The sequence below is a fragment of the Streptomyces sp. NPDC093600 genome (assembly GCF_044764755.1).
In the GTDB taxonomy this organism is placed as follows: domain Bacteria; phylum Actinomycetota; class Actinomycetes; order Streptomycetales; family Streptomycetaceae; genus Streptomyces.
On sequence record NZ_JBIWIU010000001.1, the window covers coordinates 376,238 to 397,440 of the forward strand.

The window sequence follows — 21,203 nt, forward strand, 5'->3', positions numbered from 1 at the left end:
CAAGGAGCATCACCCGTGCTGAACGGCTTCAAGGACTTCATCCTCCGCGGAAACGTCATTTCCCTGGCCATCGGTCTGGCCGTCGGATCGGCGTTCACGGCCGTCGTCACCGGCTTCAGCAAGGCGTTCATCACCCCGCTCATCGGCCTCGCCACCGGCTCGGTCGGCGACTTCAGCGAGGCCAGCTTCACCATCCGCGGCGCCGTCTTCCCGTACGGCCTGCTCATCGCCGCCGCGATCGCCTTCGTCATCACCGCCGCGGTGCTCTACTTCCTCGTCGTCGTCCCCATGACGAAGATCCAGGAGCGGTTCGCCCGCCAGGAGACCGACATCAAGTCCGAGAAGCGCGACTGCCCCGACTGCTTCAGCGAGATCCCGGCCGTCGCCACCCGCTGCGCGCATTGCACCAGCCACGTCGAGGTGGCCACGGCGATCGGCAGCGCCCTCGACAGCTCCCTGGACAGCCCCCTGGAGAAGACCGCGGTCCCCGCCGCGCGCTGACCGACCGCCCCCCGTCACCCGGACGGCCCACGCCGCCCTCCGTGCCCCCAGGGGAACCCGCGCCTCCCGCCTGGCGTTGACCAGTACGGGAGGGTCCACTGGACCAGTGGACCAGCACCGAGCAAGGGTTCCCCTGCCGCACGACTTGGAGGGCGTACCGTGCACCGCCGGCACAACGGGCTGAGGACCGCCGTACTCCTCGGAGGGCTCTCGGCCCTCATCATCGTCATCGGCAGCTTCTTCGGACGTACGGGGCTGATCGTCGCGCTGTTCGTGGCGCTCGGCACCAACGCGTACGCCTACTGGAACAGCGACAAGCTGGCCCTGCGCGCCATGCGGGCCCGGCCGGTCAGCGAGTTCGAGGCCCCCGCCCTCTACCGGATGGTGCGCGAGCTCTCCACCCAGGCCCGCCAGCCGATGCCCCGGCTCTACATCTCGCCCACCCAGGCCCCCAACGCCTTCGCCACCGGCCGCAACCCGCGCAACGCCGCCGTCTGCTGCACGGAGGGCATCCTGCGGCTCCTCGACGAGCGCGAGCTGCGCGGCGTCATCGGCCATGAACTGAGCCACGTCTACAACCGGGACATCCTGATCTCCTCGGTCGCCGGCGCCCTCGCGTCCGTGATCATGTTCCTGGTCAACTTCGCCTGGCTGATCCCCGTCGGCCGCTCCAGCGACGACGAAGGACCCGGCCTCCTCGGCATGCTGCTGATCATGATCCTCGGCCCCGTCGCCGCCTCCGTCATCCAGCTCGCCATCAGCCGCTCCCGGGAGTACGAGGCGGACGCCTCCGGCGCCCAGCTCACCGGCGACCCGCTGGCCCTGGCCAGTGCCCTGCGCAAGCTCGAAGCCGGCACGAAGCAGCTCCCGCTGCCGCCCGAGCCGAAGATCGAGACCGCGAGCCACATGATGATCGCGAACCCGTTCCGGCCAGGACAGGGACTGTCCAGGATGTTCTCGACGCACCCGCCGATGGCGGAGCGCATCTCCCGACTCGAACAGATGGCAGGTCGCCGCCCGTGAAGACAATCCTCAACGTCATCTGGCTGGTTCTGTGCGGCCTGTGGATGTTCCTCGGCTACCTCCTGGCCGGCGCCCTGCTGTGCGTCACGATCATCGGCATCCCGTTCGGGGTCGCCGCCTTCCGCATCGGCGTCTACGCCCTGTGGCCCTTCGGCCACACGGTCGTGGACCGGCGCGACGCGGGCGCGCCCTCCTGCGTCGGCAACGTTCTCTGGCTGGTCCTCGCCGGCTGGTGGCTGGCGCTCGGCCACATCGTCACCGGCATCGCGCTCTGCGTCACGATCATCGGCATCCCGCTGGGCCTCGCCAACTTCAAGCTGGTCCCGGTCTCCCTGCTGCCCCTCGGCAAGGAGATCGTCCCCACGGACGAGCCCTACCCGTACGGCTACGCGGCCCGCTAAAGGGCTTTTTAGCCCCGCGTGGGGCGCCCTCACGGCCGCGGGTGTACGGGCCCCCGCCCACGCCCCTCACGGCCGCGGGCGTACGGGCCGTCCCCGCGTGACCGCGTACGCCACCACACCCGCCGCGAGCACCCCCACTCCCGCGAGCACGGAGGTCAGCGGCAGCGCGAACGCCAGGACCGCGCAGCCGGCCAGACCCACGGCCGCCAGAGCCCGGTGCGAGCGGCCCAGCGTCCACGCGGAGGCGTTGGCGATGCCGTAATAGACCAGCACGCCGAAGGAGGAGAAGCCGATCGCGCCCCGCACATCGGCCGTCGCCGCCACCACGGCCACCACGGCACCCACCGCAAGCTCGGCCCGGTGCGGCACCTGGAAACGCGGGTGCACGGCGGCGAGCCCGGCCGGCAGATGACCGTCACGCGCCATCGCAAGCGTCGTACGGGACACCCCCAGGATCAGCGACAGCAGCGATCCCAGGGCCGCCACCACGGCCCCCACCCGCACCACCGGCACCAGCCAGCCCGCGTCGGCCGCCCGGGCCGCCTCCGCGAGCGGCGCGGACGAGGCGGCCAGGGCCTGCGGGCCCAGAACGGCGAGGACACACACCGCGACCGCCGCGTAGACGGCCAGCGCGATCCCGAGCGCCAGCGGCACCGCTCGCGGGATCGTCCGGGCCGGATCGCGCACCTCCTCGCCGAGGGTGGCGATCCGCGCGTACCCCGCGAACGCGAAGAAGAGAAGCCCCGCCGCCTGCAGAACCCCGCCCGCCGACACGTCCGCGCCCAGCCCGAGCCGCTCGAACTCCCCGGACCCGGACGCGAACGACACCGCCACCACCGCCGCCAGGACCGCGAGCACGAGCGCCACGATCACCCGGGTCAGCAGCGCCGACTTCTGCACACCGCCGTAGTTCACGGCCGTCAGCGCCACCACGGCCGCCACCGCCACCGCGTTGGCCTGTTCCGGCCACAGATACGCCCCCACCGTCAGCGCCATCGCCGCGCAGGAGGCCGTCTTGCCGACGACGAACGCCCAGCCCGCCAGGTACCCCCAGAACGGGCCCAGGCGTTCGCGACCGTACACATAGGTGCCCCCGGAGGCCGGATAGCGGGCCGCGAGCCGGGCCGACGCCATGGCGTTGCAGTACGCCACGACCGCGGCGACGCCGAGCGCCGGAAGCAGCCCCGAACCGGCCGCCCCGGCGGCCGGCGCGAGCGCCACGAAGATCCCGGCCCCCACCATCGAACCCAGCCCGATGACGACGGCGTCGAACACCCCGAGCGAACGGCGCAGTTCCTGTGTCATGCGCCGCACCCTAACCAGTCCCACGACCGGACCGCGGCGCACGGCCCCCTCCCGCGCCGCTCGACGAACGCCCTAAAGCCCTGTCTGCCGCAGGGTGATGTTCAGCCGGCCGGTCAGTCCCAGCTCCGGATCGGCCGTGCCGGGCAGCACCTTCGGCACCCCGTGGTACGCGAGCCGCGACGGCCCGCCGAAGACGAAGAGATCGCCCGACGCCAACTCCACGTCCGTATAGGGCCGCCCGCGGCTCTCGGTGTTCCCGAACCGGAACACGCAGGTGTCGCCGAGGCTCAACGACACCACCGGCGCACCGGACCGCTCCTCCCGGTCCTGGTGCATGCCCATCCTCGCCCCGGCGTCGTAGAAGTTCACCAACGCCGTGTCCGGCGCGAACCCCCCGTGCTCGCCGTACGCCTCGACCAGCGCCTCCCGCCCCAGCTCCGCGAGCCAGGCGGGCAGTTCGACACCGATCCCCGGCAGATAGCGGTACGGCTCCCACCGCCGGCCCAGGCACAGCGACCGCACGGACATCACCCCGCCGCCCGGCAGCACGGTGTGCCGGTACGAGACGGGCCCACGGCCCCACTCCCGGCAGGCGGCGACCAACTCCCGCTGCCGCGCGCCCGGCAGCCACCCGGGCACATGCACCGCGCCCGGCGCGACGACCGCCCGCTCGCGGGGAAAGAGCCCTTCCGCGCTCATCCCACCAGGGCGCCTTCCAGCCCGAGCAACCGCTCCTTGCGCTCGAGACCGGCCGCGTACCCGCGCAGAGTCCCGTCCGCGCCGATCACCCGGTGGCAGGGCCGCACCACGAGCAGCGGATTGCGCCCGATCGCGGTGCCGACCGCCCGCACCCCGGCCCCGGACACCCCGACCCTGCGGGCGATGTCCGCGTACGAGACGGTGGAGCCGTACGGAATGTCCTCGAGGGCCCGCCAGACGCGCCGCTGGAAGTCCGTACCGCTCACGGCGCACACGACGTCGAAACGGTCCCGCCGCCCGGCGAAGTACTCGCCCAGCTGCCCGGCGATCTCCGCGAACAGTTCGGGCGCGTGCCGCCAGCCGTCCTGGACGGTGACGGCACCCTTCTGGCCGGGCAGCGAGAGCGACGCCAGCTCCGTGGAACCGTCCTCGGTGACGCCACCGACCAGCAGCATCTCCCCGAGGGGGCCGTCGACGGGGGCGTACACGGTCTGCGGCGTCATGGCTGGTTCCTCTCCTCGCACGCTCATCCGTCGTCCAGTGTGCGAGGGGCCGCCACGGGCGGCTGGCGGTTTCCGGACACGCAGGTCGTGGACCTACCGGTAGTTCACGAACTGGATGGCGAAATCGAAGTCCTTGCCCTTGAGCAGCGCCTGCACGGCCTGCAGGTCGTCCCGGCTCTTCGAGCTGACCCGCAGCTCGTCACCCTGGACCTGTGCCTTGACACCCTTGGGGCCCTCGTCGCGGATGACCTTGGAGACCTTCTTGGCGTTCTCCTGGGAGATGCCCTCCTCGATCGTGGCGAAGATCTTGTACTCCTTGCCGGACAGCTGCGGCTCGCCCGCGTCCAGCGACTTCAGCGAGATCCCGCGCTTGATCAGCTTGGTCTGGAAGATGTCCAGGATCGCCTTGACCCGCTCCTCGCCGTTCGCCTGCATCAGGATCTTCTCGCCCTGCCAGGAGATCGAGGCGTCCGTGCCCTTGAAGTCGTAGCGCTGCGAGATCTCCTTAGCGGCCTGGTTGAGGGCGTTGTCGACCTCCTGCCGCTCGACCTTGGAGACGATGTCGAAACTGGAGTCGGCCATGACGTGTGGCTCCTTGCGTCGAATGCGTTGGGTTCCGTTGGCGTTACGACGCAAGCCTAGTCACCCGCACCCACCCGAACCGCTGATCAATCCGGTGGCGAACCACCCCCACGCATCGGGTATCGTTTACGTCGTTGCCACGGAGCACCGCCGAAAAGCGGCTCCCGGCAGCGACATCCCATGGCGGTGTGCCCGAGTGGCCAATGGGAGCGGACTGTAAATCCGTCGGCTTAGCCTACCCAGGTTCGAATCCTGGCGCCGCCACGCGATAGAGACGGCCCCTGATCTGCGGAAACGCGATCAGGGGCCGTCTTGTTGATTTTGGACCGGCGGGCCGCTACTCGCCCGCCACGGCCTTCACCGCGACCGAGACCGGGGCCGAGCCGCTGATCAGTTCCAGGGTCAGGCCGGCCGTGGCCGGGGTGTCGAGGAGTTCCGCGAGGACCGCCGCCACGTCGTCGCGGGGGATCGGGCCGCGGCCCGTGTGGGCCTCCAGGCGGACCAGGCCCTTGCCGGCGTCGTCCGTGAGGATGCCGGGGCGCAGGATCGTCCAGTCCAGGGCGTTCCGGGAGCGCACGGCGTCGTCCGCCTCGCCCTTGGCGCGGAGGTAGGCGTCGAAGACCTCGTCGCCCGGGTGGGCCGCGTCGGCTCCCATGGAGGAGACGACGACATAGCGCCGTACGCCCGCCCGTTCGGCGGCGTCCGCGAAGAGCACCGCGGCCGCGCGGTCCACGGTGTCCTTGCGCTCCACCGAGCTGCCCGGTCCCGCGCCCGCCGCGAAGACCGCCGCGTCGGCGCCCCGCAGCACCTCGGCCACCTCGTCCACCGAGGCCGACTCCAGGTCCAGGACGACCGGTTCGGCGCCCGCCGCACGCAGGTTCTCGGCCTGTTCCGGTCTGCGGATGATCCCGACCGCCTCGTGCCCGCCCGCCGAGAGCAGCCGCTCAAGACGCAGGGCGATCTGTCCGTGTCCTCCAGCGATGACAATGCGCATACTCACGACCGTACGTCGGGCCCGCCCGGTGGGCTTCCCGACTCCGGCCGCGACTGGCGCGGGAGGTCGAGCGCCGCCGCCGAGTCGCAGTACTCCCGCACCGCGCTCGTGCGCGCCACCACCCGCCCCCGGTGCACCACGATCCGGCTGTACGCGAGGGACAGCACGCCCGTGAGCCGCTCACCGCGCACCGCGAGCAGCTCGGCGGGGAACCCCGCCTCCACCCGCACCTCCGGCAGCCCCATCGCGGTCCTCGCCGCCGCGCTCACGGTGTCGTACGCGTCCTGGGCCGCGAGGCCCCCCAGCGAGGTCAGCAGATAGGCCGCCTCCAACGGGTCCCCCCGCCCCACCGGGTTGGAGACGTCCCGCAGGGCCCCGCCGCCCGCGGCCAGCCGTACCCCCGCCGCGCGCAGCAGCCGCACAGGCGCCGCGCCGCGCAGCTCGGTCGCCCCGCAGCCGCCCTGCGGCACGCAGACGACGGTCACCCCGGCCGCCGCCAGCTGGTCGACCGCGCGCCGAGCCACGTCGGAGGGCAGCCGGGCGAGCCCCGCGCAGGGCCCGATGGTCACTCCGGGCCGCAGACCGCCCGCCATCGCGGCGAGCCGGGCCAGGCGCGCCGGGTCGTCACCGTCCGTGTGGAGGTCGACCGGGCAGCCGTGCTCCGCCGCGGTCTCCAGGACGGCCTCCACGTAGCCGGTCGGATCGGGGTCGAGGTCCGGGCAGCCCCCCACCACCCCGGCGCCCATCTTCACCGCGTCCCGCAGCATCACGAGCCCGTCGGCGCCCGCCGCACCGGTCAGCAGGCGCGGCACCGCGACCGCCGTCAGGTCCGCGAGGCCGCGCAGCGAGCGCCGCGCCTGGAGGACGGCTTCCAGGGGGCCGAGCCCCTGGACGTCCCCGATCCGGACGTGGGCGCGCAGGGCGGTGGCGCCGTGGCCGAGCTGGAGCAGCGCCGCCTCGGTGGCGCGCCGCTGCACCTCCTCGGGCGCGTACGAGACGGGACCGGGGGTGTCGGCGCTGAGCGCGGTGTCGGCGTGGGCGTGCGGTTCGGCGGGCGCGGGCAGCAGGAGGTATCCGTCGAGGTCGACGCGGGCGCCGAGGGCGGTCAGGCTGCCGGCCGTGCCGACGGCCTCGATCCGGCCGCCGACGAGGCGTACGTCCACCGTCCGCCCGTCGGTGAGACGGGCGTTGGAGAGCAGGAGCGAGGTGGAGTCGGCGGTGTCGGCGGCCCAGTCGTCGGGCGGCTGGGGCTGCTTGCTGTCGGCTGACATCGGGCTCCTCAAGGCTCCTCAAGATCAAGATCACGCAGCGTGGAGCCGAGCCTAGGGGCGGTCCGGCCCCCCTTCGCGCAGGAGCGCAATAGTCGTACTGATGAGGCCACGAGTGGCGTACGAGGCGGACGGGACACCGCGTGCGCGTGGGAGGACGCGGGCGCGAACGCGCGCGCGGAGGCGGCCGCAGAAACGGATTTGGGCGATCGGCGGAGGACCGTGTAATGTCTTCATCGCTCGCCCCAATAGCTCAGTCGGTAGAGCGTCTCCATGGTAAGGAGAAGGTCTACGGTTCGATTCCGTATTGGGGCTCTGGTGAGAAGGACCCCGCCTTCGGGCGGGAACCAGATCATCAAAGCGGTGTAGCTCAGTCGGTAGAGCAAGCGGCTCATAATCGCTGTGTCACCGGTTCAAGTCCGGTCACCGCTACACACAGTAGCCGATTGTGGGGTCGGTCCTTCGATCGGCTACTCTTCTATGCGTTCATCCGTCCACCCGTCCGTCAAGGAGCACTCACGTGGCTGCCACCGACGTCCGCCCGAAGATCACGCTGGCCTGCGTGGAGTGCAAGGAGCGGAACTACATCACCAAGAAGAACCGGCGTAACAACCCGGACCGTCTTGAGATGAAGAAGCACTGCCCTCGCTGCAACTCGCACACTGCGCACCGCGAGACTCGTTAATCAGGCTCGTACACGAGGCCGTCCCCACCAGGGGGCGGCCTCGTGTCGTTTGTCGGCACGATCGGCAACACCGGCAACATCGGCAATAAATCCAGGAGGTATCGAGTCCATGGCGCTCGACCAGTCCTTCGTGGGCCGGACCTATCCGCCCACCGCGCCCTACGAGGTCGGCCGCGAAAAGATCCGCGAGTTCGCGGAAGCGGTGGGGGACGCGAATCCCGCCTACATCGATCAGGAAGCGGCGAAGGCGCTCGGTCACCCCGATGTGATCGCTCCGCCGACTTTCGTGTTCGCCATCACTTTCGCGGCGGCCGGGCAGGTCATCGAGGATCCGCAGCTCGGTCTCGACTACAGCCGTGTGGTGCACGGCGACCAGAAGTTCGCCTACACCCGGCCGGTGCGGGCCGGGGACCGGCTCACGGTCACCTCCACCATCGAGGCGATCAAGACCCTGGCGGGCAACGACATCCTGGACATCCGCGGCGAGGTGCACGACCAGACCGGCGAGCACGTCGTGACCGGCTGGACCAAGCTCGTGTCCCGAGCGCCCGAGGAGGCCTGAACCCATGGCTGCGAAGATCGCTTACGACGAGGTCGAGGTCGGCACCGAGCTGCCGGCGCAGTCCTTCCCCGTGACGCGCGCCTCGCTGGTGCGGTACGCCGGTGCCTCCGGGGACTTCAACCCGATCCACTGGAACGAGAAGTTCGCGCGTGAGGTCGGTCTCCCCGACGTCATCGCGCACGGCATGTTCACCATGGCCGAGGCGATCCGCGTCGTGACGGACTGGGCCGGCGACCCGGCGGCCGTCGTCGAGTACGGCGTGCGCTTCACCAAGCCGGTCGTCGTGCCGAACGACGACAAGGGCGCGCTGATCGAGGTCAGCGGCAAGGTCGCGGCGAAGCTGGACGACGGGCGGGTCCGGGTGGACCTGACGGCGATGTCGGCGGGCCAGAAGGTCCTGGGCATGTCCCGGGCCGTGGTCCGGCTCGCGTAGCTCCTGACGGAGCGGGGCGGCCGCCGCGGGGGCGCGCCCGGGTGGCCGCCCCCACCGCTTCGGACGCGCGGCCCCGACCGGACCGGCGGGGCCGCCCCCGTACTCTTGAGCCCGTGCAGGAACTCCACGACGCCCCCCTCGCCCCCCTGACCACCTTCCGGCTCGGCGGCCCGGCCGCCCGGCTGGTCACCGCGACGACCGACGCCGAGGTGATCCAGGCGATCCGCGACGCCGATGTGACGGCCACCCCGCTGCTGATCATCGGCGGTGGCAGCAACCTGGTCATCAGCGACAAGGGCTTCCCGGGCACCGCTCTGCGCATCGCCACCAAGGGCTTCGAGCTCGACGGCACGAAGCTGGAGCTGGCGGCCGGCGAGGTCTGGACCGACGCCGTGGAGCGCACCGTCGAGGCGGGTCTCGCGGGCATCGAGTGCCTGGCCGGGATCCCGGGGTGCGCGGGCGCGACGCCGATCCAGAACGTGGGCGCGTACGGGCAGGACGTCTCGTCCACGATCACCGAGGTGGTCGCGTACGACACGATCGACCACCGGGTGGTCACGCTGACGAACGAGCAGTGCGACTTCTCCTACCGGCACAGTCTCTTCAAGAGGCTGCCGGACTCCTACGTCGTGCTGCGCGTCCGCTTCCAGCTGGAGGACGCCGGGGGGCTGAGCACGCCCATCGCGTACGCGGAGACCGCCCGGGCCCTCGGCGTGGAGGTCGGTGACCGGGTCCCGCTGGCCACCCTCCGCGAGACCGTCCTGAAGCTGCGCGCGGGCAAGGGCATGGTGCTCGACCCGGAGGACCACGACACCTGGTCGGCCGGGTCGTTCTTCACCAACCCGATCCTCACGAACGAGGAGTTCTCCGCCTTCCACGCGCGCGTGGCCGAGCGGCTCGGCCCCGACGTGAAGGCCCCGGCCTTCCCCGTCGGCGACGGTTTCACCAAGACCTCGGCCGCCTGGCTGATCGACAAGGCCGGCTTCACCAAGGGGTACGGCTCCGGCCCCGCCCGGATCTCCACGAAGCACACGCTCGCCCTCACCAACCGTGGCGAGGCCACCACCGAGGACCTGCTCGCGCTCGCCCGCGAGGTCGTCGCCGGGGTGCGGGACGCCTTCGGGATCACCCTCGTCAACGAGCCGGTGACGGTCGGCGTCAGCCTCTGACCCCGGGCCCGCGCTTCGCGAGGACTCCGCGTCGACTCAGCGCGCCGGGTTCGCCAGCCAGTCGTCGATCCCCGACAGCAGCTTCCGCCTGACGTCCTCCGGCGCCGCCGAACCCCGTACCGACTGACGGGCCAGCTCGGCCAGTTCGGCGTCCGTGAAGCCGTGGTACCTACGGGCGATCTCGTACTGGGCCGCCAGGCGGGAACCGAAGAGCAGCGGGTCGTCCGCACCCAGGGCCATCGGGACCCCCGCCTCGAACAGCGTGCGCAGCGGAACGTCCTCCGGCTTCTCGTACACCCCGAGGGCCACATTGGAGGCCGGGCAGACCTCGCAGGTCACGCCCCTCTCGGCCAGTTTGCGCAGCACCCGCGGGTCCTCCGCGGCCCGCACCCCGTGACCCACCCGGGTCGCCCGGAGGTCGTCCAGGCAGTCCCGCACCGACGCGGGGCCCGTCAGCTCGCCGCCGTGCGGAGCCGCCAGCAGACCGCCGTCGCGGGCGATCGCGAAGGCCCGGTCGAAATCGCGGGCCATGCCGCGGCGCTCGTCGTTGGAGAGCCCGAAGCCGACCACGCCCCGGTCCGCGTACCGCACCGCGAGCCGCGCCAGCGTGCGGGCCTCCAGGGGGTGCTTCATCCGGTTCGCGGCGACCAGGACCCGCATCCCGAGCCCCGTCTCGCGCGCGGCCGTGTCCACGGCGTCCAGGATGATCTCCATCGCCGGGATCAGACCGCCGAGCAGCGGGGCGTACGAGGTCGGGTCGACCTGGATCTCCAGCCACCCCGAGCCGTCCCGCACGTCCTCCTCGGCCGCCTCGCGGACCAGCCGCCGGATGTCCTCCGGCTCCCGAAGACAGGACCGCGCGATGTCGTACAGGCGCTGGAACCGGAACCAGCCGCGCTCGTCCGTCGCCCGCAGCTGGGGCGGAGTGGCACTGCTCAGCGCCTCCGGCAGATGGACGCCGTACTTGTCGGCCAGTTCGAGCAGCGTCGTGGGCCGCATCGAACCGGTGAAGTGCAGATGCAGATGCGCCTTGGGCAGCAGGCTGATGTCGCGGACGCCAGGCGCGGGAACGTGGTCGGAAACGTGCTCGGAAACGTGCTCCATTGAAGGATCTTGCCGCACCCGAATGGACGACGACAGCCCCTTTCCCCGATCGGGACCTTGCTAGAACGCACGAACGGGCCCCCGGCGCGACGCCGGGGGCCCGTTCCCGCGACCGAAGTCCGAAGTCCGAAGACCGAAGACCCAAGGCCGACGACTAGGGACGCGCTTCCGCGAGGAGCTTCTGCATCCGGGAGACGCCCTCCGCCAGGTCCTCGTCACCCAGCGCGTACGAAAGACGCAGGTAGCCCGGCGTGCCGAAGGCCTCGCCCGGGACGACCGCGACCTCGGCCTCGTCCAGGATTAGCGCCGCCAGCTCGACCGAGGTCCGCGGGCGCTTGCCGCGGATCTCCTTGCCGAGCAGCCCCTTCACCGACGGGTACACGTAGAACGCGCCCTCGGGGGTGGGGCACAGGACGCCCTCGATCTCGTTGAGCATCCGCACGATCGTCTGGCGGCGCCGGTCGAAGGCGCGCCCCATCTCCGCGACCGCGTCCAGGTTCCCCGAGACGGCGGCCAGCGCGGCGGCCTGCGCCACGTTGCTGACGTTCGACGTGGCGTGCGACTGCAGGTTGGTCGCGGCCTTCACGACGTCCTTCGGGCCGATGATCCACCCCACGCGCCAGCCGGTCATCGCGTACGTCTTGGCGACGCCGTTGACCACGATGCACTTGTCGCGCAGCTCCGGCATGACCGCCGGCAGGGAGACCGCGGAGGCGTTGCCGTACACCAGGTGCTCGTAGATCTCGTCCGTCAGCACCCACAGCCCGTGCTCGACGGCCCAGCGGCCGATGGCCTCGGTCTCGGCCTCGCTGTAGACGGCGCCGGTCGGGTTCGACGGGGAGACGAAGAGGACGACCTTGGTCCGCTCCGTGCGGGCCGCCTCCAGCTGCTCGACCGAGACGCGGTAGCCGGTCGTCTCGTCGGCGACGACCTCGACCGGGACACCGCCCGCGAGACGGATCGACTCGGGGTACGTCGTCCAGTACGGGGCCGGGACGATGACCTCGTCGCCCGGGTCGAGGATCGCGGCGAAGGCTTCGTAGATCGCCTGCTTGCCGCCGTTGGTCACCAGGATCTGGGAGACGTCGACCTCGTAGCCGGAGTCGCGCAGCGTCTTGGCGGCGATCGCGGCCTTCAGCTCGGGCAGGCCGCCGGCCGGGGTGTAGCGGTGGTACTTCGGGTTCTTGCACGCCTCGACGGCGGCGTCGACGATGTAGTCGGGCGTCGGGAAGTCGGGCTCACCCGCGCCGAAACCGATCACCGGCCGCCCGGCGGCCTTGAGGGCCTTGGCCTTGGCGTCGACGGCGAGGGTCGCGGACTCGGAGATCGCACCGATGCGGGCGGAGACCCGGCGCTCGGTCGGAGGGGTAGCAGCGCTCATGCGGCCCATCGTCCCAGACCGTCTCGCGACGCGGCACACAGGTTTCGAGGAGCGGACAGGAACGGTCATTCCCGGTCGTACGGGGGGCCGCCGGGGGCCCCGGGAAGACCCCCGGCGGGGACCTCTCACCGGGCCCGCGGGCCTCCGACGTGCTTTCTGTTCGACGCAGCGCTCATGAACACGTACACTCACTGCTCGTTGGCCCTCACCGACCACGTCTCAGGATGCGGTAGGTTGGGGTAGCCACAAAGGGTCGTAGCTCAATTGGTAGAGCACTGGTCTCCAAAACCAGCGGTTGGGGGTTCAAGTCCCTCCGGCCCTGCTACACACACCGCCAGGATGTGTGCGCATGTACGTACTTCAATGCACCGCCGTGCGGATCCACCCGGCACGGCTCTGCCATGACCCGGGATCAGGTGAGAAGCGTGACGGACGCCGTGGGCTCCATCGACATGCCTGATGCCGAGGACGAGGCGCTGGAGTCGAAGAAGAAGGCCCGTAAGGGCGGCAAGCGCGGGAAGAAGGGCCCTCTGGGCCGCCTCGCGCTCTTCTACCGCCAGATCGTCGCCGAGCTCCGCAAGGTCGTCTGGCCCACTCGTAGCCAGCTGACGACGTACACCACGGTAGTGATTGTCTTCGTTGTCATCATGATCGGTCTGGTGACCGTGATTGACTATGGCTTCCAGGAAGCAGTCAAGTACGTCTTCGGCTGACTTCTTGTTCCACCCCATCTGTATCCAGGAAGAAGCAGCCACCGTGTCTGACCCGAACCTGAACGACGCCGTCGATTCTGTCGAGTCCGTTGAGGACGAGCTCGACATCGTCGAGGCGGCCGACGAGGACCAGGCTGAGGCTGCTGACGCCGCTGCGGGCGAGGCGGCCGAAGAGACCGCCCTGACCGTCGACGACGAGTCCGAGGACTCCGACGAGGACGACTCCGAAGAGGCCGTCGAGGCCGAGGCTTCCGACGCCGAGGGCGAGTCCGACGAGGACACCGAGGCCCAGGCCGAAGAGGTCGAGGACGCCGACGAGGAGCCCGCCGCTGCGGTCGACCCCGTCCAGGCCCTGCGTGACGAGCTCCGCGGCCTGCCCGGCGAGTGGTACGTGATCCACACCTACGCGGGCTACGAGAAGCGCGTGAAGGCCAACCTCGAGCAGCGTGCCGTCTCGCTGAACGTCGAGGAGTTCATCTACCAGGCCGAGGTGCCCGAGGAAGAGATCGTCCAGATCAAGAACGGCGAGCGCAAGAACGTCCGGCAGAACAAGCTGCCCGGTTACGTTCTCGTCCGCATGGATCTGACGAACGAGTCCTGGGGCGTCGTCCGCAACACCCCCGGCGTCACCGGCTTCGTGGGCAACGCCTACGACCCGTACCCGCTGACCCTCGACGAGATCGTCAAGATGCTCGCCCCGGAGGCCGAGGAGAAGGCAGCCCGCGAGGCCGCCGAGGCCGAGGGCAAGCCGGCTCCGGCCCGCAAGGTCGAGGTCCAGGTCCTGGACTTCGAGGTCGGCGACTCGGTCACCGTCACCGACGGCCCCTTCGCCACCCTTCAGGCCACGATCAACGAGATCAACGCCGACTCCAAGAAGGTCAAGGGCCTCGTCGAGATCTTCGGTCGCGAGACCCCGGTCGAGCTCAGCTTCGACCAGATCCAGAAGAACTGACCCGCGACCCTCACAGGTTTCCGACCAGGTCAGAGTGGCTCCCGCAGCCACTCTGACCTGCTCGGTTTTTAGCCGCACGTCTATACCCGTTATCGTGGTGCGGTATGCCTCCATCCGGATGACCGGATGGCGGGCTGAACACTCTCACTAGGACCCGGAGAGAGCAATGCCTCCCAAGAAGAAGAAGGTCACGGGGCTTATCAAGCTCCAGATCAACGCCGGTGCGGCCAACCCGGCCCCGCCGGTCGGCCCCGCGCTCGGTCAGCACGGCGTCAACATCATGGAGTTCTGCAAGGCCTACAACGCCGCGACCGAGTCGCAGCGTGGCATGGTCGTGCCGGTGGAGATCACGGTCTACGAAGACCGCTCCTTCACCTTCATCACCAAGACTCCGCCGGCCGCCAAGCTGATCCTCAAGGCCGCAGGTGTGGACAAGGGCTCCGGCGAGCCGCACAAGACCAAGGTCGCCAAGCTCACGGCCGCCCAGGTCCGCGAGATCGCCACGGTCAAGCTGCCCGACCTGAACGCCAACGACCTGGACGCCGCGTCGAAGATCATCGCCGGCACCGCCCGCTCCATGGGCATCACGGTCGAGGGCTGATCAGCCCCCTTGTGACCTCTGTGGCAGGACCAGCGCTGGTCCGCACCACGACTCCACACCTGAACCAAGCAGGAGAAGCAGTGAAGCGCAGCAAGGCACTCCGCGCCGCGGACGCCAAGATCGACCGGGAGCGGAACTACGCCCCCCTCGAGGCCGTCCGTATCGCCAAGGACACCGCCTCCACCAAGTTCGACGGAACCGTCGAGGTCGCCTTCCGCCTGGGTGTCGACCCGCGCAAGGCCGACCAGATGGTCCGTGGCACCGTGAACCTTCCGCACGGCACCGGTAAGACCGCCCGGGTCCTGGTCTTCGCGACCGGTGACCGTGCCGAGGCCGCGATCGCCGCGGGCGCCGACATCGTCGGCTCCGACGAGCTCATCGACGAGATCTCCAAGGGCAACCGCCTGAACGAGTTCGACGCCGTTGTGGCCACCCCGGACCTCATGGGCAAGGTCGGCCGCCTCGGCCGTGTCCTCGGCCCGCGTGGTCTCATGCCGAACCCGAAGACCGGCACCGTCACCCCCGATGTCGCCAAGGCTGTCAACGACATCAAGGGCGGCAAGATCGAGTTCCGCGTCGACAAGCACTCGAACCTGCACTTCATCATCGGCAAGGTCTCCTTCGACGAGACGAAGCTGGTCGAGAACTACGCCGCGGCTCTGGAGGAGATCCTCCGTCTGAAGCCGTCCGCCGCCAAGGGCCGCTACATCAAGAAGGCGACCCTGACGACGACGATGGGCCCCGGCATCCCGCTGGACTCCAACCGCACCCGCAACCTCCTCGTCGAGGAGGACCCGGCCGCGGTCTGATCCGCACCGGTCTGAGCCCCACAGGCTCGCTGAGTGGTGAACCGGCCCCCTCAACCCTCTCCGGAGGGCTGAGGGGGCCGGTTTTCTCGTACGGGTCTGCCGGCGCCGTGGACGTCGGTCAGGCCCGGGGCGACTGAGCCGTACGGGCGGATTTGCTCCTTGCCGTAGGTGTCGCGTACTCTTCCGAAGAAGCCAAAGACCGCTGGTCGTTGCCGTGTGCTCGTAAGAGGGTGCGGTGGCCGAAGGTTCGCTGAGATGCGAACGGCCCGCGCAGGTGATCGTGGAAGAGTTCCCGGATCTTTTGAGCCGGTCGAGCTGTGCCCCGTGCGCCTGCGCCGGGGCGTTTTGTTTTGTCAGCCCCTTCTGAGCGGTCCTCATCACCCGGAAGGAGGCCGACGCTCTATGGCAAGGCCCGACAAGGCTGCCGCGGTAGCCGAGCTGGAGGACAAGTTCCGCAGCTCGAACGCCGTCGTGCTGACCTCGTACACGGGGCTCACCGTGGCGCAGCTCAAGACGCTGCGTCGTTCGCTCGGTGAGAACGCCCAGTACGCCGTGGTGAAGAACACGCTGACCAAGATTGCGGCCAACCAGGCCGGGATCGCCGCGCTGGACGACCAGCTTGCTGGTTCGACCGCGGCCGCCTTCGTCACCGGTGACCCGGTGGAGTCGGCGAAGGCTCTGCGTGACTTCGCCAAGGACAACCCGAACCTCGTCATCAAGGGCGGTGTCCTTGACGGCAAGGCGCTGTCCGCCGACGAGTTCAAGAAGCTTGCGGACCTCGAGTCCCGCGAGGTTCTGCTCAGCAAGCTGGCCGGCGCGTTCAAGGGCAAGCAGTCCCAGACTGCCTCGCTCCTCCAGGCGCTGCCGTCGAAGTTCGTCCGCACCGCGGAGGCGCTTCGCGTCAAGCTCGCCGAGCAGGGCGGTGCCGAGTAACTCGGCTCGCGCAATGATCGCCGCCCACTAGGGCGACGGTCGCAGCGGGCCGAACGTACGCCCGCCTACATGTACATCCGGCACCTGCCGAATTAGTGGAAGGACGCCATCATGGCGAAGCTGTCCCAGGACGACCTGCTCGCGCAGTTCGAGGAGATGACCCTCATCGAGCTCTCCGAGTTCGTGAAGGCCTTCGAGGAGAAGTTCGACGTCACCGCCGCCGCGGCCGTCGCCGTCGCCGGCCCCGCCGCTGCGGGCGCCCCGGCCGAGGCCGAGGCCGAGCAGGACGAGTTCGACGTCATCCTCGAGGGTGCCGGCGAGAAGAAGATCCAGGTCATCAAGGTCGTGCGTGAGCTGACCTCCCTGGGCCTGAAGGAGGCCAAGGACCTCGTCGACGGCACCCCGAAGCCGGTCCTCGAGAAGGTCGCCAAGGAGGCCGCGGAGAAGGCTGCCGAGTCCCTCAAGGCCGCCGGCGCCTCCGTCACGGTCAAGTAACACCTCGCGAGTCTTCTGCCACGTGCCGGTTAGGCGCATGTCAGGAACCGCCTCAGGCGCCGCTCAGGCGCCTTCAGAAGGGCGATCACCCATCCGGGTGGTCGCCCTTCGGCGTTCCCCTGACCGGGCGCGTCGGGGGTCGTGGAGCCCGCCCGTGGCGGAGTATGGTGATCTTCGCCGTGCGCCCCGCTGACCGGGGGGCCTTGACGAACCGCACGCAGCGCGCAATTCTCAGGACGCGTCGTCACAACGATCCGTATCCGAGGCATGGATCGACGGCGGAACGGGCAGTATCGAGGTGCGCCGCATGGCGCGTGGTACCGCGGAGTTGAGAACAACGAGGGTCGAGAAAAGCACGCCCTGGACATCAGTGAGCCGAGTGGCTACACTGACCCTTTGCGCTGCCTGTTAGCTGCCCCCTGCCCGTCACCAGGGGCATCCCCTCGCAATAGCATCGTGGACACGACCGCCCTGACCTGGCCTTTCGGCCGATGTCTGGAACGTCCGTCTCTGTGCACCGCTTGGGACCGGTACGCGCGTAGTGAGTCCGAGCCCTCGGAAGGACCCCCTCTTGGCCGCCTCGCGCAACGCCTCGACCAATACGAACAACGGCGCCAGCACCGCCCCGCTGCGCATCTCCTTTGCAAAGATCAAGGAGCCCCTCGAGGTTCCGAACCTCCTCGCGCTGCAGACCGAGAGCTTTGACTGGCTGCTCGGTAACGCCGCCTGGAAGGCTCGCGTCGAGGCAGCTCTCGAGTCGGGACAGGACGTCCCCAGGAAGTCGGGTCTGGAGGAGATCTTCGAGGAGATCTCCCCGATCGAGGACTTCTCCGGGTCGATGTCGCTGACCTTCCGCGACCACCGTTTCGAGCCGCCGAAGAACTCGATCGACGAGTGCAAGGACCGTGACTTCACGTACGGCGCCCCGCTCTTCGTCACCGCCGAGTTCACCAACAACGAGACCGGCGAGATCAAGTCCCAGACGGTCTTCATGGGCGACTTCCCGCTCATGACGAACAAGGGCACCTTCGTCATCAACGGCACCGAGCGTGTCGTGGTGTCGCAGCTCGTCCGCTCGCCGGGTGTCTACTTCGACTCCTCCATCGACAAGACGTCCGACAAGGACATCTTCTCCGCCAAGATCATCCCGTCCCGGGGTGCCTGGCTGGAGATGGAGATCGACAAGCGCGACATGGTCGGTGTCCGCATCGACCGCAAGCGCAAGCAGTCCGTGACCGTCCTCCTCAAGGCGCTCGGGTGGACCACCGAGCAGATCCTGCAGGAGTTCGGCGAGTACGAGTCCATGCGCGCCACCCTGGAGAAGGACCACACCCAGGGCCAGGACGACGCGCTGCTCGACATCTACCGCAAGCTGCGTCCGGGCGAGCCGCCGACGCGTGAGGCCGCTCAGACGCTGCTCGAGAACCTCTACTTCAACCCCAAGCGCTACGACCTCGCGAAGGTCGGCCGCTACAAGGTGAACAAGAAGCTCGGCGCCGATGAGCCGCTGGACGCGGGTGTCCTCACCACCGACGACATCATCGCGACCATCAAGTACCTCGTGAAGCTCCACGCGGGCGAGACCGAGACGGTCGGCGAGAACGGCTCGGAGATCGTCGTCGAGACCGACGACATCGACCACTTCGGCAACCGTCGTCTGCGCAACGTCGGCGAGCTCATCCAGAACCAGGTCCGTACGGGTCTGGCTCGTATGGAGCGCGTCGTGCGTGAGCGCATGACCACCCAGGACGTCGAGGCGATCACGCCGCAGACCCTGATCAACATCCGGCCGGTCGTCGCCTCCATCAAGGAGTTCTTCGGCACCAGCCAGCTGTCGCAGTTCATGGACCAGAACAACCCGCTGTCCGGGCTGACGCACAAGCGTCGTCTGTCCGCGCTCGGCCCGGGTGGTCTGTCCCGTGAGCGGGCCGGCTTCGAGGTCCGAGACGTGCACCCGTCCCACTACGGACGCATGTGCCCGATCGAGACCCCCGAAGGCCCGAACATCGGTCTGATCGGTTCGCTCGCCTCGTACGGCCGCGTCAATGCGTTCGGCTTCGTCGAGACGCCGTACCGCAAGGTCACCGAGGGCCAGGTCACCGACGAGGTCGACTACCTGACCGCCGACGAGGAGGACCGCTTCGTCATCGCCCAGGCGAACGCGACCCTGAACGACGAGCTCCAGTTCACCGAGCCCCGCGTTCTGGTCCGCCGCCGTGGTGGCGAGGTCGACTACGTCCCGCCGACCGACGTCGACTACATGGACGTCTCGCCGCGCCAGATGGTGTCGGTCGCGACCGCCATGATCCCGTTCCTCGAGCACGACGACGCCAACCGTGCCCTCATGGGCGCGAACATGATGCGTCAGGCGGTGCCGCTGATTAAGTCCGAGGCCCCGCTCGTCGGTACCGGCATGGAGTACCGCTGTGCCACCGACGCCGGCGACGTGCTGAAGGCCGAGAAGGACGGTGTGGTCCAGGAGGTCTCCGCGGACTACATCACCACCGCCAACGACGACGGCACGTACACCACGTACCGCCTGCACAAGTTCTCCCGCTCGAACCAGGGCACCTCGGTCAACCAGAAGGTTGTCGTGGACGAGGGCTCCCGGGTCATCGAGGGCCAGGTCCTCGCCGACGGTCCGGCCACCGAGAACGGTGAGATGGCGCTCGGCAAGAACCTGCTCGTGGCGTTCATGCCGTGGGAGGGTCACAACTACGAGGACGCGATCATCCTGTCGCAGCGCCTCGTGCAGGACGACGTCCTCTCCTCGATCCACATCGAGGAGCACGAGGTCGACGCCCGTGACACCAAGCTCGGCCCGGAGGAGATCACCCGGGACATCCCGAACGTCTCCGAGGAGGTCCTCGCCGACCTCGACGAGCGCGGCATCATCCGTATCGGTGCCGAGGTCGTCGCCGGCGACATCCTCGTCGGCAAGGTCACGCCCAAGGGTGAGACCGAGCTGACCCCGGAGGAGCGTCTGCTCCGCGCGATCTTCGGTGAGAAGGCGCGCGAGGTCCGTGACACCTCGCTGAAGGTGCCGCACGGCGAGACCGGCAAGGTCATCGGCGTCCGCGTCTTCGACCGCGAGGAGGGCGACGAGCTTCCCCCGGGCGTGAACCAGCTGGTCCGCGTCTACGTCGCCCAGAAGCGCAAGATCACCGATGGTGACAAGCTCGCCGGCCGTCACGGCAACAAGGGCGTCATCTCCAAGATCCTGCCGATCGAGGACATGCCGTTCCTGGAGGACGGCACCCCGGTCGACATCATCCTCAACCCGCTGGGTGTCCCGTCCCGAATGAACCCGGGACAGGTCCTGGAGATCCACCTCGGCTGGCTCGCCAGCCGCGGCTGGGACGTCTCCGGCCTCGCGGACGAGTGGGCGCAGCGCCTCCAGGCGATCGGCGCCGACAAGGTGGAGCCCGGTACCAACGTCGCCACCCCCGTCTTCGACGGTGCGCGTGAGGACGAGCTGGCCGGTCTGCTCCAGCACACCATCCCGAACCGCGACGGCGAGCGCATGGTGCTCCCCTCCGGCAAGGCGCGTCTGTTCGACGGCCGCTCCGGCGAGCCGTTCCCGGACCCGATCTCGGTCGGGTACATGTACATCCTCAAGCTCCACCACCTGGTCGACGACAAGCTGCACGCCCGGTCGACCGGTCCGTACTCGATGATCACCCAGCAGCCGCTGGGTGGTAAGGCCCAGTTCGGTGGCCAGCGCTTCGGTGAGATGGAGGTGTGGGCGCTGGAGGCTTATGGCGCCGCGTACGCCCTCCAGGAGCTGCTGACGATCAAGTCCGACGACGTCACCGGCCGCGTGAAGGTCTACGAGGCCATCGTCAAGGGCGAGAACATCCCTGAGCCCGGCATCCCCGAGTCCTTCAAGGTGCTCATCAAGGAGATGCAGTCCCTGTGCCTCAACGTGGAGGTGCTGTCCTCGGACGGCATGTCCATCGAGATGCGCGACACCGACGAGGACGTCTTCCGCGCAGCGGAGGAGCTCGGTATCGACCTGTCCCGGCGCGAGCCGAGCAGCGTCGAAGAGGTCTGACGGGAGTCCGGCCGGGGTACCAGCGATGGTTCCCCG

At 69.3% G+C, this 21,203-nt stretch carries 22 protein-coding genes and 4 tRNA genes; 18 read left to right on the forward strand and 8 right to left on the reverse strand.

The window, feature by feature from the left end; genetic code table 11:
- The first annotated feature begins 15 nt into the window (after positions 1–15).
- The 3 genes from mscL to ACIRB4_RS01875 all read left to right on the forward strand — a co-directional run bounded on the left by mscL (position 16) and on the right by ACIRB4_RS01875 (position 1,925).
- Positions 16–501, forward strand: a complete 486-nt coding sequence (mscL, locus tag ACIRB4_RS01865) for a large conductance mechanosensitive channel protein MscL (RefSeq protein WP_403287854.1) — start codon at positions 16–18, stop codon at positions 499–501.
- 159 nt (positions 502–660) lie between these two features.
- Positions 661–1,524, forward strand: a complete 864-nt coding sequence (htpX, locus tag ACIRB4_RS01870) for a zinc metalloprotease HtpX (protein WP_403287855.1) — start codon at positions 661–663, stop codon at positions 1,522–1,524.
- Positions 1,521–1,925 (forward strand): YccF domain-containing protein, encoded by a 405-nt coding sequence (locus tag ACIRB4_RS01875; RefSeq protein WP_403287856.1) that lies wholly within the window; start codon positions 1,521–1,523, stop codon positions 1,923–1,925. Before htpX ends, ACIRB4_RS01875 begins: the two co-directional genes overlap by 4 nt.
- 66 nt (positions 1,926–1,991) lie before the next feature.
- Here the strand turns inward: ACIRB4_RS01875 and ACIRB4_RS01880 are convergent, their stop codons facing one another.
- The 4 genes from ACIRB4_RS01880 to ACIRB4_RS01895 all read right to left on the reverse strand — a co-directional run bounded on the left by ACIRB4_RS01880 (position 1,992) and on the right by ACIRB4_RS01895 (position 5,014).
- Positions 1,992–3,230, reverse strand: coding sequence for an APC family permease (locus ACIRB4_RS01880; protein WP_403287857.1), 1,239 nt, complete (start codon positions 3,228–3,230; stop codon positions 1,992–1,994).
- Between the two features lie 72 nt (positions 3,231–3,302).
- Positions 3,303–3,929 (reverse strand): alpha-ketoglutarate-dependent dioxygenase AlkB family protein, encoded by a 627-nt coding sequence (locus ACIRB4_RS01885; protein ID WP_403287858.1) that lies wholly within the window; start codon positions 3,927–3,929, stop codon positions 3,303–3,305.
- Positions 3,926–4,432, reverse strand: a complete 507-nt coding sequence (locus tag ACIRB4_RS01890) for a methylated-DNA--[protein]-cysteine S-methyltransferase (RefSeq protein ID WP_403287859.1) — start codon at positions 4,430–4,432, stop codon at positions 3,926–3,928. The genes ACIRB4_RS01885 and ACIRB4_RS01890 overlap by 4 nt, the downstream gene beginning before the upstream one ends.
- A gap of 93 nt (positions 4,433–4,525) precedes the next feature.
- On the reverse strand, positions 4,526–5,014 hold the full coding sequence (locus ACIRB4_RS01895) for a YajQ family cyclic di-GMP-binding protein (RefSeq protein ID WP_403287860.1): 489 nt from the start codon (positions 5,012–5,014) through the stop codon (positions 4,526–4,528).
- Positions 5,015–5,196: 182 nt separating this feature from the next.
- On the opposite strand from ACIRB4_RS01895, the gene ACIRB4_RS01900 reads away from it, so the two are divergent.
- A tRNA-Tyr gene (locus tag ACIRB4_RS01900) sits at positions 5,197–5,278 on the forward strand.
- 73 nt (positions 5,279–5,351) lie between these two features.
- On the opposite strand, the gene ACIRB4_RS01905 is transcribed toward ACIRB4_RS01900, so the two are convergent.
- Both ACIRB4_RS01905 and ACIRB4_RS01910 read right to left on the reverse strand, forming a co-directional pair.
- On the reverse strand, positions 5,352–6,008 hold the full coding sequence (locus ACIRB4_RS01905) for an NAD(P)H-binding protein (RefSeq protein ID WP_403287861.1): 657 nt from the start codon (positions 6,006–6,008) through the stop codon (positions 5,352–5,354).
- A 2-nt stretch (positions 6,009–6,010) separates the two neighbouring features.
- Positions 6,011–7,279: an amidohydrolase family protein gene (locus ACIRB4_RS01910; protein WP_403287862.1), complete on the reverse strand. Its 1,269-nt coding sequence runs from the start codon at positions 7,277–7,279 to the stop codon at positions 6,011–6,013.
- A 239-nt stretch (positions 7,280–7,518) separates the two neighbouring features.
- Between ACIRB4_RS01910 and ACIRB4_RS01915 the strand changes: the two genes are divergently transcribed.
- The 6 genes from ACIRB4_RS01915 to ACIRB4_RS01940 all read left to right on the forward strand — a co-directional run bounded on the left by ACIRB4_RS01915 (position 7,519) and on the right by ACIRB4_RS01940 (position 10,125).
- Positions 7,519–7,591 (forward strand) — tRNA-Thr (locus ACIRB4_RS01915).
- Positions 7,592–7,635: 44 nt separating this feature from the next.
- Positions 7,636–7,708 (forward strand) — tRNA-Met (locus tag ACIRB4_RS01920).
- Positions 7,709–7,796: 88 nt separating this feature from the next.
- Positions 7,797–7,961 (forward strand): 50S ribosomal protein L33, encoded by a 165-nt coding sequence (rpmG, locus tag ACIRB4_RS01925; RefSeq protein WP_003956487.1) that lies wholly within the window; start codon positions 7,797–7,799, stop codon positions 7,959–7,961.
- Positions 7,962–8,070: 109 nt separating this feature from the next.
- Complete coding sequence (locus ACIRB4_RS01930) at positions 8,071–8,523, forward strand: MaoC family dehydratase N-terminal domain-containing protein (RefSeq protein WP_403287864.1); 453 nt, start codon at positions 8,071–8,073, stop codon at positions 8,521–8,523.
- A 4-nt stretch (positions 8,524–8,527) separates the two neighbouring features.
- Positions 8,528–8,956: a MaoC family dehydratase gene (locus tag ACIRB4_RS01935; protein WP_403287865.1), complete on the forward strand. Its 429-nt coding sequence runs from the start codon at positions 8,528–8,530 to the stop codon at positions 8,954–8,956.
- Positions 8,957–8,997: 41 nt separating this feature from the next.
- Positions 8,998–10,125, forward strand: coding sequence for a UDP-N-acetylmuramate dehydrogenase (locus ACIRB4_RS01940; protein ID WP_403287866.1), 1,128 nt, complete (start codon positions 8,998–9,000; stop codon positions 10,123–10,125).
- Between the two features lie 36 nt (positions 10,126–10,161).
- Here the strand turns inward: ACIRB4_RS01940 and ACIRB4_RS01945 are convergent, their stop codons facing one another.
- On the reverse strand, positions 10,162–11,229 hold the full coding sequence (locus ACIRB4_RS01945; RefSeq protein WP_403287867.1) for an adenosine deaminase: 1,068 nt from the start codon (positions 11,227–11,229) through the stop codon (positions 10,162–10,164).
- 154 nt (positions 11,230–11,383) lie between these two features.
- Positions 11,384–12,619, reverse strand: coding sequence for a pyridoxal phosphate-dependent aminotransferase (locus ACIRB4_RS01950; RefSeq protein WP_403287869.1), 1,236 nt, complete (start codon positions 12,617–12,619; stop codon positions 11,384–11,386).
- Positions 12,620–12,859: 240 nt separating this feature from the next.
- Between ACIRB4_RS01950 and ACIRB4_RS01955 the strand changes: the two genes are divergently transcribed.
- The 8 genes from ACIRB4_RS01955 (at position 12,860) to rpoB (ending at position 21,167) form a co-directional block, all read left to right on the forward strand.
- A tRNA-Trp gene (locus ACIRB4_RS01955) sits at positions 12,860–12,932 on the forward strand.
- Positions 12,933–13,035: 103 nt separating this feature from the next.
- Positions 13,036–13,323, forward strand: a complete 288-nt coding sequence (gene secE, locus ACIRB4_RS01960) for a preprotein translocase subunit SecE (RefSeq protein ID WP_356886166.1) — start codon at positions 13,036–13,038, stop codon at positions 13,321–13,323.
- 43 nt (positions 13,324–13,366) lie between these two features.
- A complete protein-coding gene (nusG, locus tag ACIRB4_RS01965; protein WP_403287870.1) occupies positions 13,367–14,275 on the forward strand; it encodes a transcription termination/antitermination protein NusG in 909 nt (302 codons plus the stop codon).
- Between the two features lie 166 nt (positions 14,276–14,441).
- Positions 14,442–14,876 carry a 50S ribosomal protein L11 gene (gene rplK / locus ACIRB4_RS01970; RefSeq protein WP_030318720.1) on the forward strand — a complete coding sequence of 145 codons (435 nt, stop codon included), beginning with the start codon at positions 14,442–14,444 and terminating at the stop codon, positions 14,874–14,876.
- 80 nt (positions 14,877–14,956) lie between these two features.
- A complete protein-coding gene (gene rplA / locus ACIRB4_RS01975) occupies positions 14,957–15,685 on the forward strand; it encodes a 50S ribosomal protein L1 (RefSeq protein WP_403287871.1) in 729 nt (242 codons plus the stop codon).
- Between the two features lie 402 nt (positions 15,686–16,087).
- On the forward strand, positions 16,088–16,618 hold the full coding sequence (gene rplJ, locus ACIRB4_RS01980) for a 50S ribosomal protein L10 (RefSeq protein WP_403287872.1): 531 nt from the start codon (positions 16,088–16,090) through the stop codon (positions 16,616–16,618).
- Between the two features lie 111 nt (positions 16,619–16,729).
- On the forward strand, positions 16,730–17,113 hold the full coding sequence (rplL, locus tag ACIRB4_RS01985; RefSeq protein WP_329117219.1) for a 50S ribosomal protein L7/L12: 384 nt from the start codon (positions 16,730–16,732) through the stop codon (positions 17,111–17,113).
- A gap of 571 nt (positions 17,114–17,684) precedes the next feature.
- Positions 17,685–21,167 carry a DNA-directed RNA polymerase subunit beta gene (rpoB, locus tag ACIRB4_RS01990; RefSeq protein ID WP_403287873.1) on the forward strand — a complete coding sequence of 1,161 codons (3,483 nt, stop codon included), beginning with the start codon at positions 17,685–17,687 and terminating at the stop codon, positions 21,165–21,167.
- The last annotated feature ends 36 nt before the right edge of the window (positions 21,168–21,203 follow it).